Annotated in this window: 15 protein-coding genes; 13 read left to right on the plus strand and 2 right to left on the minus strand. The window is 33.0% G+C overall.

The features are described from left to right. Positions 1 to 215: 215 nt before the first annotated feature. The 13 genes from A9CBEGH2_RS12490 to A9CBEGH2_RS03375 all read left to right on the plus strand — a co-directional run bounded on the left by A9CBEGH2_RS12490 (position 216) and on the right by A9CBEGH2_RS03375 (position 10,485). Positions 216 to 542 (plus strand): type II secretion system F family protein, encoded by a 327-nt coding sequence (locus A9CBEGH2_RS12490; RefSeq protein WP_332066397.1) that lies wholly within the window; start codon positions 216 to 218, stop codon positions 540 to 542. A gap of 17 nt (positions 543 to 559) precedes the next feature. Continuing rightward, a complete protein-coding gene (gene comGC, locus A9CBEGH2_RS03320; protein WP_118276620.1) occupies positions 560 to 859 on the plus strand; it encodes a competence type IV pilus major pilin ComGC in 300 nt (99 codons plus the stop codon). Beyond that, positions 813 to 1,232: a prepilin-type N-terminal cleavage/methylation domain-containing protein gene (locus tag A9CBEGH2_RS03325; protein ID WP_147360213.1), complete on the plus strand. Its 420-nt coding sequence runs from the start codon at positions 813 to 815 to the stop codon at positions 1,230 to 1,232. Before comGC ends, A9CBEGH2_RS03325 begins: the two co-directional genes overlap by 47 nt. A 143-nt stretch (positions 1,233 to 1,375) precedes the next feature. Beyond that, positions 1,376 to 1,768 (plus strand): prepilin-type N-terminal cleavage/methylation domain-containing protein, encoded by a 393-nt coding sequence (locus A9CBEGH2_RS03330; protein ID WP_118276622.1) that lies wholly within the window; start codon positions 1,376 to 1,378, stop codon positions 1,766 to 1,768. Continuing rightward, positions 1,743 to 2,153 (plus strand): hypothetical protein, encoded by a 411-nt coding sequence (locus A9CBEGH2_RS03335; RefSeq protein WP_147360214.1) that lies wholly within the window; start codon positions 1,743 to 1,745, stop codon positions 2,151 to 2,153. The genes A9CBEGH2_RS03330 and A9CBEGH2_RS03335 overlap by 26 nt, the downstream gene beginning before the upstream one ends. Before the next feature lie 354 nt (positions 2,154 to 2,507). Then, complete coding sequence (gene efp, locus A9CBEGH2_RS03340; protein ID WP_115714822.1) at positions 2,508 to 3,068, plus strand: elongation factor P; 561 nt, start codon at positions 2,508 to 2,510, stop codon at positions 3,066 to 3,068. 114 nt (positions 3,069 to 3,182) lie between these two features. Continuing rightward, positions 3,183 to 4,052 (plus strand): hypothetical protein, encoded by an 870-nt coding sequence (locus A9CBEGH2_RS03345; protein WP_118276625.1) that lies wholly within the window; start codon positions 3,183 to 3,185, stop codon positions 4,050 to 4,052. Further along, the gene (gene cmk, locus A9CBEGH2_RS03350) at positions 4,053 to 4,709 is read left to right on the plus strand and encodes a (d)CMP kinase (protein ID WP_118276626.1); all 657 of its coding nucleotides are present in this window, start codon (positions 4,053 to 4,055) and stop codon (positions 4,707 to 4,709) included. A gap of 13 nt (positions 4,710 to 4,722) precedes the next feature. Continuing rightward, positions 4,723 to 6,033 (plus strand): ribosome biogenesis GTPase Der, encoded by a 1,311-nt coding sequence (gene der, locus A9CBEGH2_RS03355; protein ID WP_118276627.1) that lies wholly within the window; start codon positions 4,723 to 4,725, stop codon positions 6,031 to 6,033. A gap of 111 nt (positions 6,034 to 6,144) precedes the next feature. After that, positions 6,145 to 7,740 carry a peptide chain release factor 3 gene (locus tag A9CBEGH2_RS03360; protein WP_115714826.1) on the plus strand — a complete coding sequence of 532 codons (1,596 nt, stop codon included), beginning with the start codon at positions 6,145 to 6,147 and terminating at the stop codon, positions 7,738 to 7,740. Positions 7,741 to 7,824: 84 nt separating this feature from the next. Then, positions 7,825 to 9,303: a stage IV sporulation protein A gene (gene spoIVA / locus A9CBEGH2_RS03365; protein ID WP_115714827.1), complete on the plus strand. Its 1,479-nt coding sequence runs from the start codon at positions 7,825 to 7,827 to the stop codon at positions 9,301 to 9,303. An 84-nt stretch (positions 9,304 to 9,387) separates the two neighbouring features. Then, positions 9,388 to 9,672, plus strand: a complete 285-nt coding sequence (locus tag A9CBEGH2_RS03370) for an HU family DNA-binding protein (protein WP_115714828.1) — start codon at positions 9,388 to 9,390, stop codon at positions 9,670 to 9,672. A gap of 99 nt (positions 9,673 to 9,771) precedes the next feature. After that, positions 9,772 to 10,485 (plus strand): zinc metallopeptidase, encoded by a 714-nt coding sequence (locus A9CBEGH2_RS03375; protein ID WP_115714829.1) that lies wholly within the window; start codon positions 9,772 to 9,774, stop codon positions 10,483 to 10,485. A gap of 61 nt (positions 10,486 to 10,546) precedes the next feature. Here the strand turns inward: A9CBEGH2_RS03375 and A9CBEGH2_RS03380 are convergent. Together A9CBEGH2_RS03380 and A9CBEGH2_RS03385 are read right to left on the minus strand one after the other, a co-directional pair. Beyond that, positions 10,547 to 11,958, minus strand: a protein-coding gene (locus A9CBEGH2_RS03380; RefSeq protein ID WP_163104252.1) for an IS3 family transposase whose coding sequence is annotated in 2 segments (ribosomal slippage) — positions 10,547 to 11,446 and positions 11,449 to 11,958 — 1,410 coding nt in all. Because the reading frame shifts where the segments join, the coding sequence is not laid out codon by codon here. A 373-nt stretch (positions 11,959 to 12,331) separates the two neighbouring features. Continuing rightward, positions 12,332 to 13,180, minus strand: coding sequence for a DegV family protein (locus A9CBEGH2_RS03385; RefSeq protein ID WP_118360946.1), 849 nt, complete (start codon positions 13,178 to 13,180; stop codon positions 12,332 to 12,334). Positions 13,181 to 13,273: the final 93 nt, after the last annotated feature.

Consider the following 13,273-nt stretch of genomic DNA (forward strand, 5'->3'; position numbering starts at 1 on the left):
TGCAGTATTTTTGTGTGTTTCTGGCAATTGGCGCAGTTGCAAGTGTTTGTTTTTTTCTTGTTTTATATTTATATAAGCCATTACGCTTAAAAGTATTAATTCGATTGCAAAATAAGATATCTCTATTAAAGGATCATACATCCTATATGTTTGCTGGATATATGAAAGTTTTAGAAAAGCAGGGAGTACCTACAAAAAAAGCTATGAAATATATGATGAATGTACAGAAAGATAGCTTGTTTTCACTTTGTATCAATTCTTGTGAAGAACAATTATGCAATGGTATTGATTTTATAGATGTTTTACAAAAAACAGAAATGTTAAATGAGTTATTCCATAAAATGATTCCTATCGGTATTATAACATCGTCGATAAGTGAATTATTAGAAATTTTTATGCAGCAGCAGGAACTTATCTGGAAAAAGAAAGTGAAAAAAATAGGTATTTTTATCCAACTGCTTTCTTATAGCTTTGTTGCGATTTTAGTGCTGGTTGTTTATCAGCTGATGCTGCTGCCCCTATCTATGCTGGAACAATTTTGAAAAAGAGGAGAAGAGTTATGAAAAAAGATGATGGTTTTACAATATTAGAAATGATGATTGTTTTATCAGTTATTGCGTTGATTTTTCTTTTAACGCTGCCCAATATACAGCAAAAGGAAGATATTATTAGAAATAAAGGATGCGAAGCTTTGACAGAGGTTGTAAACTCACAAATTTTGTTATATGAAATTGAAAATTTATCTCCGCCTACTACGATACAGCAGCTTATTAGCAAAGGATATTTAAAGCCAAGTCAGCAGCGCTGTCCAAGTGGAGATAAAATTACAATTGAAAATGGACAAGCTGTTGTCAGATAAAGGTTTTACATTGCTGGAAATGATACTTGTTTTGAGTGTTGTTTGTGTTTTGCTGCTATTTGGCGGGGCGATTGTATCGAAAAATAAGACTGCATTTATTTATCAGATGAAAATCATAAGAGAAAATATAACAGAAACGCAGATAAAAGCTGTATCTGAAAAAGATAGAAAACAGATTCAATTTTTGTCTGATCGAGTTCTTATAGATGATAAAATTTTAAAATATCCAAAAGAAATGCAGTGTTCTTTTTTGGGTTTTCATTTTACAGAAAAAGGAACGATTTCAAAAGCAGGTACGACTACCTGTACAATGGAAGGTATAACAAGAAAGATGGTGTTTCAGCTTGGAAGTGGACAAAGTGACATCCGATAATGGATTTGTGCTTATAGAAGCGTTGTTTTTACTCATGATTTCTATTGTTTTGGTACATTTAACCTTATCATTTTGTATGTCTTATGTACATTATGAAACAGTAGTGGATAACGTTTTTCAAAATAAAGAAATGGAGCTTATTTATGAAAGATGATAGTGGTTTTACATTGCTGGAAGTATTAATTGCTTTACAGATTGTCCTAGTTTGTATGTTATTTGTTTTTCCTTGTGTGCATGCTATGAAAGTTTTAAGTGAAGATAGCAGACAAACAGATGATGCAATGGCTTTATATTTTCTTCGAAGAGAATTGGCGGCAGCCAGCAGTATACATCTTTCTTCATCTGCATTGGACTATGAGGCTTTCAAAGAAGTGAAAAAGCTGCAATTGCATAATGGACGTTTAGTGTCCATGGCGGGATATGAGATATTTTTTCAAAATATTGATGATGCATCTTTTTATGAAGAAAATAACTGTATATGGGTAAATTGGAAAAGAAAGGAACATGTGTATGAAGCGATTCTTGTATGCCGATGATGGATTTTTCAGTGTTTATGCCATGCTTTTATTAAGCATTGCCATGCTGTTTTCAACTTTTCTTTTTTGTAAGATACATACTGCTTATACGATGACGAAATTATCCTATAGTGATATTTTTGTTTTATATAAAGTGAATTCCTATTTAAAGCAAAATCCAGAAGAAGTGCCAGATGAAATGATGAATGAGGAAAATGAAGAAAGCCTGGAAGATTCTAATATAACAGAAGAAGAATTGTTTTATAATGATGCATATATTTTTATTACATATGATGATCAGGAAGCTATTTGTAAAGTAAAGGAAAAAAACCAAAGTTATGTTATGTATATTACTTATAATAAGCAGGAAAAAAAGATTTTAGCGTATAGATATGAACAAATGTGAAAAACTATAGTAACAGGAGGGATACACATGACGCTTTTCGTTAGTACTTTGGCGTTTTTCTTGTTCCTGCTTTTAGGAAAAGTACTGTTGTTTATAAACGAAGCTTTTTATATCTTGGTTTTGTTATATGTGCTGTATTTATTCTTGTTAAAGTTTTTTCACTTGTCAGTGTAGCTTATCTTTATATGTCTTCCTTTATTTCCATGATGCTTTATATAGATACGTTACGTTTTAAAAGTCTTTTTTAGCTTTTTCTTTTGGTTTTCTAGCAGTTTTGTAGAAAAAAATTGACAAATACCGCAAAACCATTAAAATAAGAACAGTAATGTTATAAACAAGGAAAGGTGAATAAAGATGATCAGTTCAAATGATTTGAAACCAGGTATGACCATTCAGCAGGATGGAGAGTTGTTTATTGTTTTGGAACAGAGTCAAAATAAAACTGCACGTTCTGCTATGGTTGTTAAGGCAAAAGTTAGAAATTTAAGAACAGGTTCTAATGTAGAACTATCCTGGGGAGGCGGAGATAAGATTCAGCCTGCACAGATTGATAAAAAAGAAATGCAGTATTTATATGATACAGAAGACGCATTGGTATTCATGGATAATGAAACTTACGAACAAATAGAAATTCCTAAGGATCACTTGAAATGGGAAATTAATTTCTTAAAACCAAATGATAATGTAAATATTTCGATGTTTGAAGGAGAAATTCTTGGAATTATTCTTCCAGATAAGGTGTCTTTGCGCGTAGTAGAGTGTGAACCTGCGGTAAAAGGTGATACAGCTACTTCCGCTAGTAAAAATGCTGTGCTTGAATCTGGATTGGAAATCAAAGTTCCATTGTTCATCTCTCAGGATGAAATGATCGTTGTTTCTACTGCAGATGGGAAATATTCAGGAAGAGCTAAATAGTAAAAAAGCTGCTAGTCAGCTTTTTTTGTACAGTTTTTATGGAATTGTAAGAAAAGTAATATTCAATCTTTCTTATTTTTGTTATAATATACCTTAGATTAGGAGGTAGTGTATATGGAAAAACTATCGCGAGTTAAAAAATATGAAAGTTTGCGTAAAGCAATTGAAATAGATAATAATATAGATGCTGCAGAAGATAGCAAGAGCAGTGAACAGGCATTAAAATCTTTTGATTCCTCTATTTTTAAAAAAGCAGCAATAAAGGAAGAAACAGCTCCTAAACGCGCAAAAGAAGAAAAAGAAGTAGAGGGTAAAGAAAGCAGCACGAGCGATACCTTTACCAATGAATATTTAGATGACTTTATCAAGGAAGTTAGAGACTACAATATTCGTAAAGGGAATCGACAAAGCGAAGATACACAGGTTGATATCTTATATCAGCTGAATGCAGAAAACAGAGCAAAACGGACACGTTATCTGCAGGAAATCAAAGATAAGCAGGATGATACTATTATAGAGCCGCTAAGTGATGAAGAAAATGGAAAACCTGTTTTAAGTAAAGAAGATTTAGCAAAAGAAGTTCAGCAGTTATTAATTGATGAGGATGTGCAGGGTTCCACATTCGATGAAGAAACACAAGATACAGATGTAGAAGAACTTAGCGAGAAACTTATGCAGACACAGCAAATTGATTTGCATCAAGCAGCTGCTTTAGTTCTTCCAAGTGATGATGAAGAAGAGGATATCGAAGATTCTGTTAAACCAAATGATGAGGAGGACTCTTTGCATAAAAAGCTGATTGAAGAAACACAGCAGCTTCGTGTACAGCTGGATGAGTATGAAGGTGAGTTATCTGATTTAAGTAGTGGAGTAGAGAAAAATAATCGTATCTTAAATTTTATTTTATGTTTTTTGATTTTGGTATTGCTTGTCATAATTGGATTTATCGGATATTATTTATGGCAGGCTACAGGAGGGTTTTAAATGAAATTTAATATAGCAATTGATGGACCAAGTGCAGCTGGTAAAAGTACAATTGCGAAGAAACTGGCAAAAGAATTAGGGTATGCACATTTAGATACAGGAGCGATGTATCGCTGTGTTGCTTACTTTTCAAAATTAAAAGATGTTTCTTTTGATGATGAAGAAAAAGTGGCTTCTTTGATTGATGCTATGCAGATTCACTTTGATGCACAGGGAAATGTATATCTTAATGATGAGAATGTGTCTAATGAAATACGTAAAAACGAAATTTCCATGTTGACAAGTAAAATTTCTGCTTATCCTGCGGTAAGAGAAAAACTTGTTGCTATGCAGCAGAAAATGGCAGAGCATAAAGGATATATAATGGATGGAAGAGATATTGGAACCGTTGTTTTACCAAATGCAGAAATAAAAGTATATATGGTGGCAAGTGTTAAAGCTCGCGCAGATCGTAGATATAAAGAATATGTAGAAAAACAAATAGAAGCAGATTACGATACGATTTATAAAGATATCGAACAGCGTGATTATCAGGACATGAATCGCAAAACATCACCATTAAAAAAAGCAGATGATGCTGTTGAAATAGATACATCAGATATGAGTATTGAGGAAGTTGTAAATACGATTCGCAGACTGCTTCCAGCAGAAGTTTAAAGGAGGATCTTTTATGATTAGTGGTATTTTAGCAATAGTAGGTCGTCCAAATGTTGGTAAATCTACGATTTTTAATCGTATTATAGGGGAAAGAAAAAGTATCGTTGAGGATATCCCAGGAGTAACTCGTGATCGTATTTATGGAAAAGCAGAATGGCTTACAAAGGAATTTCGAGTAATTGATACGGGTGGTATTCAGCTTGCAGATCAGCCTTTTCGTGATGAAATCAATATGCAGGTAGAAATTGCAATTGATGAAGCGGATGTGATTTTATTTGTAGTCAGTGGTAAAGATGGAATTACGATGGATGATGAGTATATTGCCAGACTTCTTCAAAAATCCAGAAAACCAATCGTTTTGGCTGTAAATAAAGTGGATGATTTTTCACAGAATGATGCAATTTATGAGTTCTATAACTTAGGTCTTGGAGATCCGATTGCAGTTTCTGCAGCGCATGGTATTGGTACTGGCGATATGCTGGATGAAATCGTTAAGGCTTTTCCGGATAAGCAGCAAAAAGAATATGAGGGTATGACTCGTTTCTGTCTAATAGGTAGACCAAATGTTGGGAAAAGTTCCTTAGTAAATGCAATATTAAATCAGGAACGTGTTATTGTATCAGATATTGAGGGAACAACACGTGATGCCATTGATACGCCTTTTAAACGTGAAGGAAAAGATTATGTTGTTATTGATACAGCAGGAATACGTAAAAAAGGAAAAGTCTATGAAAATATAGAAAAATACTCTGTTTTACGTGCTATGGCAGCAATTGAAAGAAGTGATGTTGTTCTTGTAGTAATTGATGGAGAAACAGGTATTCGCGATCAGGATAAACATGTGGCAGGATATGCACATGAAGCTGGAAAAGGGGTCATCATTGTTTATAACAAATGGGATGCTGTAGACAAAGATGAGCAGACGATGCAGAAAATCGAAAAAGAAATTCGTGCACAGTTCCTATATCTAAGCTATGCACCAATATTATTTGTATCTGCGCTTAAAAAACAGCGTATCCATACACTTCTTCCGGCAATTGATGAAGTGCATGATTATTCAGTTCTTCGTATTCAGACAAACGTATTGAATGAAGTAATTATGGATGCACAGTTAATGACACCACCTCCTACACATAAAGGAAAACGATTAAAAATTTATTATGCATCTCAGGTATCGGTAGCACCTCCTACAATTGTGTTATTTGTAAATGACCCAGAATTGCTGCATTTCAGTTATAAACGTTACCTGGAAAACTGTTTGCGTGATGCATTTGCCTTTACAGGAACGACAATTCGTATCCTGGCAAGAGAAAGAAATAGATAAAGAGCGAAAGCTCTTTTTTTTAAATGAAAAATACCTAGTAATATTTTATAAAAACATGTATAATAAGGTACGCATTTGCTATTAAATTATAAAAAATGTCAGGAGGTAGCTATGGCTGATTATATTAATGAAATAAAGCGAAGAAGAACATTCGCAATTATATCTCACCCTGATGCCGGTAAAACTACACTAACAGAAAAACTGTTATTATATGGTGGTGCTATATTGCAGGCAGGGAGTGTTAAAGGAAAAAAAGCAAATAAACATGCTGTTAGTGACTGGATGGAAATAGAAAAACAAAGGGGAATTTCAGTAACAAGTTCTGTTCTTCAGTTTGAATATAATGATTTTTGTATAAACATTCTAGATACACCAGGACATCAGGATTTCTCTGAAGATACCTATCGTACACTGATGGCTGCAGATTCAGCTGTTATGGTTATCGATGCAAGTAAAGGTGTAGAAGCTCAGACAAAAAAACTGTTTAAAGTATGTTTGCTTCGTAAAATTCCTATTTTTACTTTTATTAATAAAATGGATCGTGCAGCTATGGATCCTTTTAAGTTAATGGAACACATTGAAAGTGAACTTGGTATTTCTACATATGCAATGAACTGGCCAATTGGATCAGGGAAAGAATTTAAAGGTGTATACGAACGTGATAATAAACGTATTATAGCTTTTCATGGTGGAGATCATGGTATGAAAGCTGCAGAAGTTACAGAAGGCAGCTTACAGGATGATACATTCCGTTCTATTTTAGGCGATCATTTCTTTGAACAATTAAAAGAAGATAGCGAATTATTAGATATCGCCAGTACAGAGTTTGATCAGGAATTAATTAGCAAGGGAGAATTAACTCCTGTATTCTTTGGCAGCGCTTTAACGAATTTTGGTGTTGAGCCATTTTTATCACATTTCCTTGATATGACAACAAGTCCTCTTCCTAGAGAATCATCAAACGGGTTTATTGATCCATTGGATGAGCATTTTTCAGCGTTTGTATTTAAAATTCAGGCAAATATGAATAAGGCACATCGTGATCGTATTGCCTTCATGCGTATCTGCAGTGGAAAATTTGAAAAAGGAATGGAAGTTACTCATATTCAAGAAAATAAGAAAATCCGTTTATCTCAGCCGCAGCAATTTATGGCACAGGATAGAGAAATTGTAGAAGAAGCTTATGCGGGAGATGTTATCGGTGTATTTGATCCAGGTATTTTTTCGATTGGAGATACTTTGTGTGATCCGTCAATGAAATTTACATTTAAGAAAATACCTACTTTTGCCCCAGAACATTTTGCTCGTGTTACGCAGAAAGATACAATGAAACGTAAGCAGTTTACGAAAGGAATTAACCAGATTGCCCAGGAAGGGGCAATTCAGGTATTCCAGCAAATTGATGCCGGTATGGAAGAAATTATTGTTGGTGGTGTTGGTGTACTTCAGTTTGATGTTTTAGAACAGCGATTAAAAAGTGAATACAATGTAGAAATTAAACTGGAAATTCTACCTTATCAGTGTGTAAGATGGATTGATGATCAAACGATTGATCCACATACTTTAAATTTAACATCTGATTCTAAACGTGTAAAAGATTTAAAAGGTAGAAACCTAATTATCTTTATGAATAACTGGGGTATCAAGTGGGCACTTGATCAGAATAAAAATCTTTCTCTTAGTGAATTTGGTAATATGGATGAATAAAGCATGAGATTGTCTTATGCTTTTTTTCTTGCATATTTTTCATCTTTCTTTCATACAGTTAGAATGACTAAGGGAGGATAAAAGATGGATACCACAGAAATACTAAAAAATATTGCACAAAGATGCGGTGGTGATATATACCTTGGAGTTGTAGGGCCTGTACGTGTTGGAAAATCTACGTTTATACGTGAATTTATGGAAAAAGCAGTGATTCCTTATGTAAATGATGAATATGAAAAAGCACGTATGATTGATGAATTACCACAGGCTGGTATGGGTAAAACGATTATGACAACAGAGCCAAAGTTTGTGCCCAATACAGCTGCATCGATTACTTTTGATGATGGATTTCATGTTAATGTAAGACTGGTTGACTGTGTAGGTTATGTCATTCCAGAAGCAAAAGGCTATAAGGATGAGGATGGTGTGCGTATGGTGCGTACGCCATGGAGTGAAGAACCTATACCATTTCATGAAGCTGCAAAAACAGGAACACAAAAGGTTATTCAGGATCACTCTACAATTGGAATCGTGGTGACAACCGATGGAAGTATCTCTGATTTAAGCAGAGAAGCGTATATTGAAGCAGAAGCAGAAGTCATTGATGAATTAAAATCCATTGGCAAACCATTCATTGTTATTGTAAATAGCAAGGATATACATTCACCAACTTGTACAAGTGTAGTATCGAAATTAAAAGATAAATACGATGTGCCAGTTTTAGCCGTAGCCGTTAACCATATGAGCGAACAGGATATACATGATATTTTAAGAGAGGCATTATATGAATTCCCAGTTTCTGAAATTAATATTAATATGCCTAAGTGGGTTGCGGTTTTAAGTGATGAGCACTGGCTGAAGAAGAGTTTTCAGGAATCAATTGAACAAAGTATGTCAAGTGTAGAAAGATTAAGGGAAGTAGAAGCAATTAGTGATGTGTTAAATGAAAATGAATATATTGAAAGCAGCAATTTATCTACAATCGATACAGGGCAGGGAATTGTTCATGTTGATATTACGGTACGGGCAGGACTTTATAATGAAGTATTAAAAGAAATCATCGGTAAAGATATTAAAGATAAAGCTGAATTGATGGAGCTAATGCAGGAATACAGTAAAGCGAAAAAAGAGTATGATACGATTAGTTCTGCCTTGCAGATGGTAAAACAGACGGGATATGGTTTTGCCAGCGCATCATTACAAGATATTCAATTAAGCAAACCGGAAATTATTAAACAGGGAAGCAGGTATGGAGTAAAGTTAAAGGCTATTGCGCCTAGCATTCACATGATCAAAGTTGATGTGGAAAGCAGTTTTGAACCGATTATTGGTTCAAAGCAGCAAAGTGAAGAGTTAGTAAAATATTTGCTTCGAGACGATGGCACAAATGATGACTCTATCTGGGATAGTGATATCTTTGGAAGAAAATTATCAGATTTAATTAGAGATGGATTAAATGCGAAACTTTCAATGATTCCAGAAGCTGCGCGTGTTCGTTTACAGGATATTCTTACAAAACTTGTGAATAAAGGAAAAGGAAATGTAATCGCTATTGTATTATAAAATCTCATAGTTTTTATAGGCTTCTATTGAAAAACAAGCCTACCAATGGTATGATAGTAGCAGCATACATTGGAGGTAATGAACATGAGTGAAATTTTAAATAAAAAAACATTAGTGGAAGTCGTTGCGGAAAGCTGTGAAATCACTAAGAAAAACGCTACTGTTGCAGTAGATACAGTATTTGAAGAAATTACAAAAACACTAGCTGAAGGTGGAAAAGTGGATATTGCTGGTTTTGGAAAATTTGAAATCAGTGAACGTCCAGAACGTATGGGAATTAACCCTGCAACAAAAGAACCTTTAAAAATTGCAGCTTCTAAAACTCCAAAATTTAAAGCTGCGAAAGCTTTAAAAGAAGCAGTAAAATAATGTAGAAGAAAAGAGTACTGCAAAGTATTCTTTTTTTCTCATGGTATAATAATAGCATATTGTATCATAATACAAACAAGGAAAGGAAGTATGTAACTTATGCCAATATATTATTATCCTTCGTTTTCATCACAATATCTTCTGTATTTATTAGGTATTCTTATTGTATTATATGCACAGGGACGAGTAAGTTCTGCGTATAATAAATATAAGCAAATACCTAATAAAAAGGGAATACGTGGGGTAGATGCGGCACGCATTATATTAGATAGAAATGGTTTACAGGATGTACGTATCGAACCAGCGAAAGGCGGAACATTAAGTGATCATTATGATCCTGTGCATCGCGTAGTTCGCTTATCATCTGATATTTACTATAATGCAAGTATTGCATCTGTCAGCGTTGCTGCACATGAATGTGGACATGCGATACAGCATAAAGTAGGGTATGCAGCTTTATCCTGGAGATCAAAACTATTACCAGTAGCAAACATTTGTTCGCAGTTAGGCTGGATCACGCTGATTCTTGGATTGTTTCTTTTTTCCAGTTTTTCATCATTGGTTTATCTTGGAATTGGGATGATTTTAGTAGTCTTTTTATTCCAGGTTGTAACATTACCGGTAGAATTTAATGCATCTACTCGAGCAATTGCACAGATATCTGAATTGCAGTTAATGCAGGATGATGAAAGACCTATGGTAAGAAGTATGTTAAAGGCTGCAGCATTTACATATGTAGCATCTGTTTTATCAACATTACTACAAATTTTTAGAATTCTAATAATGGTATTAGGCAGAAGAAATAACGACTAATAAAAAAGTGCGAAAGATGTGAAGTGAACCCAATTTGTTGGACACTTAATTAAATTTGTTTTTAAGCAGTTATTAAGGATTGATTCCTGTATTGGACAGGAGTTAGTCCTTTTAATTTTGCTGTTATTCTTTGTTTATTATAATAATCAATATATTCTTCCATCGCAACCTTTAAATCATCTAATGTTTTAAAACTATATTCATACCCATAAAACATTTCATTCTTCATCCTTCCAAAAAAATTCTCCATTGGTGAATTATCTAAACAGTTCCCTTTCCTTGACATCGATTGTTGAATTCTTTTTTCTTCAAGCATTTCATGATATGACTGCATCTGATATTGCCAGCCCTGATCGCTATGAAATTTCAATCCTTCTAAATTGTCATATTTATCAAATGCTTGTTTAAGCATATCTTTTATTTGTTCAAAATTTGGACTTTTTGATATATTGAATGATACTATTTCTCGATTATGCAAATCTAATATCGGTGATAGATAAAGCTTGCCTGCTGCTATATGAAACTCTGATATATCTGTAGACCATATTTCATTGCATCTTGTTGTATTGAAGTTTCTATCATAATATGTTTTATGTTTTTCTTCGTCTACTACTTTACTAAGTAATAAATTTTTTGTTGTACCATTCATATCGCCTTTATATGATTTATATCTTGCTTTTGGTGTTTGTCCATATAATCCCATTATAGACATTAATCGTTTGACTTTCTTATGATTGATCGTATAACCCATATTTCTTAGCTCCAAAGTTATTCTACGATACCCATATCGTTCCTTATGTGTATAAAAGATATGGATGATAATATTCATTATTTCATCATTTTTCATATCTTTGTTAGTCTTTGATAATGTGTAGTAATAAGTTGAACGTTTTAATCCTGATATTTTAAGAAGAATCTTTAATGAATATTTAAGCTGCAGTTCACAAACAATCGTTACTTTTTCTTCGATTGTTGATTTTTCCTTTTCTGAACTGCAGCACGCAGCTTTTTTAAGTATTCATTCTCTGCTTCTAGATACTGATTTTTATTTTCAAGATATTTTATTTTTTCTTCAGGTGACATATCTTCATATTTTTTATTGAATTGATTTTCTTTGTTCATAGTAGATGGTCTTCCTTTCTTTTTTTCTACTATAACATATCCATTCTCTTTGTACGAGTTAATCCAGTTATTTAATAATCCATCACTAGTCAAACCAAATTCAATAGCTGTACTCGTTGATGATTGACCGTCAATAAGGACTTTATTAATAATTTCTAATTTTAATTCTGGTGAATAATAATTATTTTTGTTAGATCTTAAAATATCAAATCCATGTCTATCTATTAATCTAACTAAATAATTAATCTTACTAGATTTTATTTGATATTTTTTAGATAAAGACGATACAGTTTCTCCTTGTTTTCGTTTTTTATATAATTCTATTTTTTGTTCTCTTGTCAGTTTTGCCATAATAAAAATGAACCTCCATTATTTGGTGTCCAAATAACGGGGTTCATTTCAATGTCGCACTTTTTTATGTTTAAAAGAATAAATTCAAAAAACTTCAGTTTATTAAAATAGATAGTGAAAAATAATTGGAATAAACACAACTAAAATTGTTCCTATAATAAAAACAAACAGGACTTTTTTAAGACTATGTTTTTGCTCTTTGTTCATATCGTTATAACTTAACATGGTAAAAACCTCCTGTATACGTAAAATTATTTTGATTTATACTTTTCTAAAGTACAACATATGGCAATAATATATTGGAGTCTTATTAAACAATCTACTTCGCATAATATATATTATGTAATTTATAAGGCATTTTAAAAGCAGCTTTTTAGGCTGCTGATTTCTTAATTACTTGTATAGCAATACATCCAGGTCCACCTTGTGCAATAAAAGCAGGTGTTAACGGATATATTTCTATTTCTGTATTTGGAAATTCTTCTTTCATATGTGATGCTACTTTTTTGGCAAGTTCTTCATTTTCTGCATGAGTAATTGTCATATAAAATGATTCGTCTACCTGCATGTCATGAAAACATTTGTCAATTTCAATAATAGCTTTGGATAATGTTCGTTTTACCGTATATTTTTCTAATTTGCTTTTATCATCCGTTAAGGTCATTACTGGAACGATTTTTAACAAACCACCAATCGTTGCGGCAATTGGTGTCAATCTGCCGCCACGCTTTAAAAACGCAAAATCACTTGGAATCAAGAATGATTTTTCATGCTGCTGCAGTGTTTTCAGCTCCTGTATGATTTGTTTTGCTGTAAAGCCTTTGGAAGCTAAGTCAACAGCTTTTAAAACAAGATATCGATGAGGTCCACATAATGTTTTTGAATTGAAAACATGAATATTGTCATTATGAGGACAATCATCTTTTGCTGTACAGGCACTGTGATAAGTACCGCTTAAGCCATCAGCTATTGTAATATCGATGATTTCATCATCTTTTGCAAGTGTTTCATATAGGTGCATTTTTTCACCGATAGAAGGTTGTGAAGTTGTTGGCATAAATCCTTCATTTATTAGTTTTATAAACTCTTCTGCAGTGATTTCTTCCAGTTCTCTATAGCTTTTACCATTGATTGTTACACTCAAAGGGGAAATTGTAATACCATGCTCTTTTCCCTCTTTTACATTTAACATGGTAGAAGAATCAGAAATAATTCTTACCATAAATAATTCCTCCTTGTCTTTGTCATATTTAGAATACCATGGAGTATGAATAAAGTAAAGACATTTAGTATTGAATACTAAATGTCTTTTTTA

The sequence above is a fragment of the Amedibacterium intestinale genome (genome assembly GCF_010537335.1).
GTDB classification, from domain to species: domain Bacteria; phylum Bacillota_I; class Bacilli_A; order Erysipelotrichales; family Erysipelotrichaceae; genus Amedibacterium; species Amedibacterium intestinale.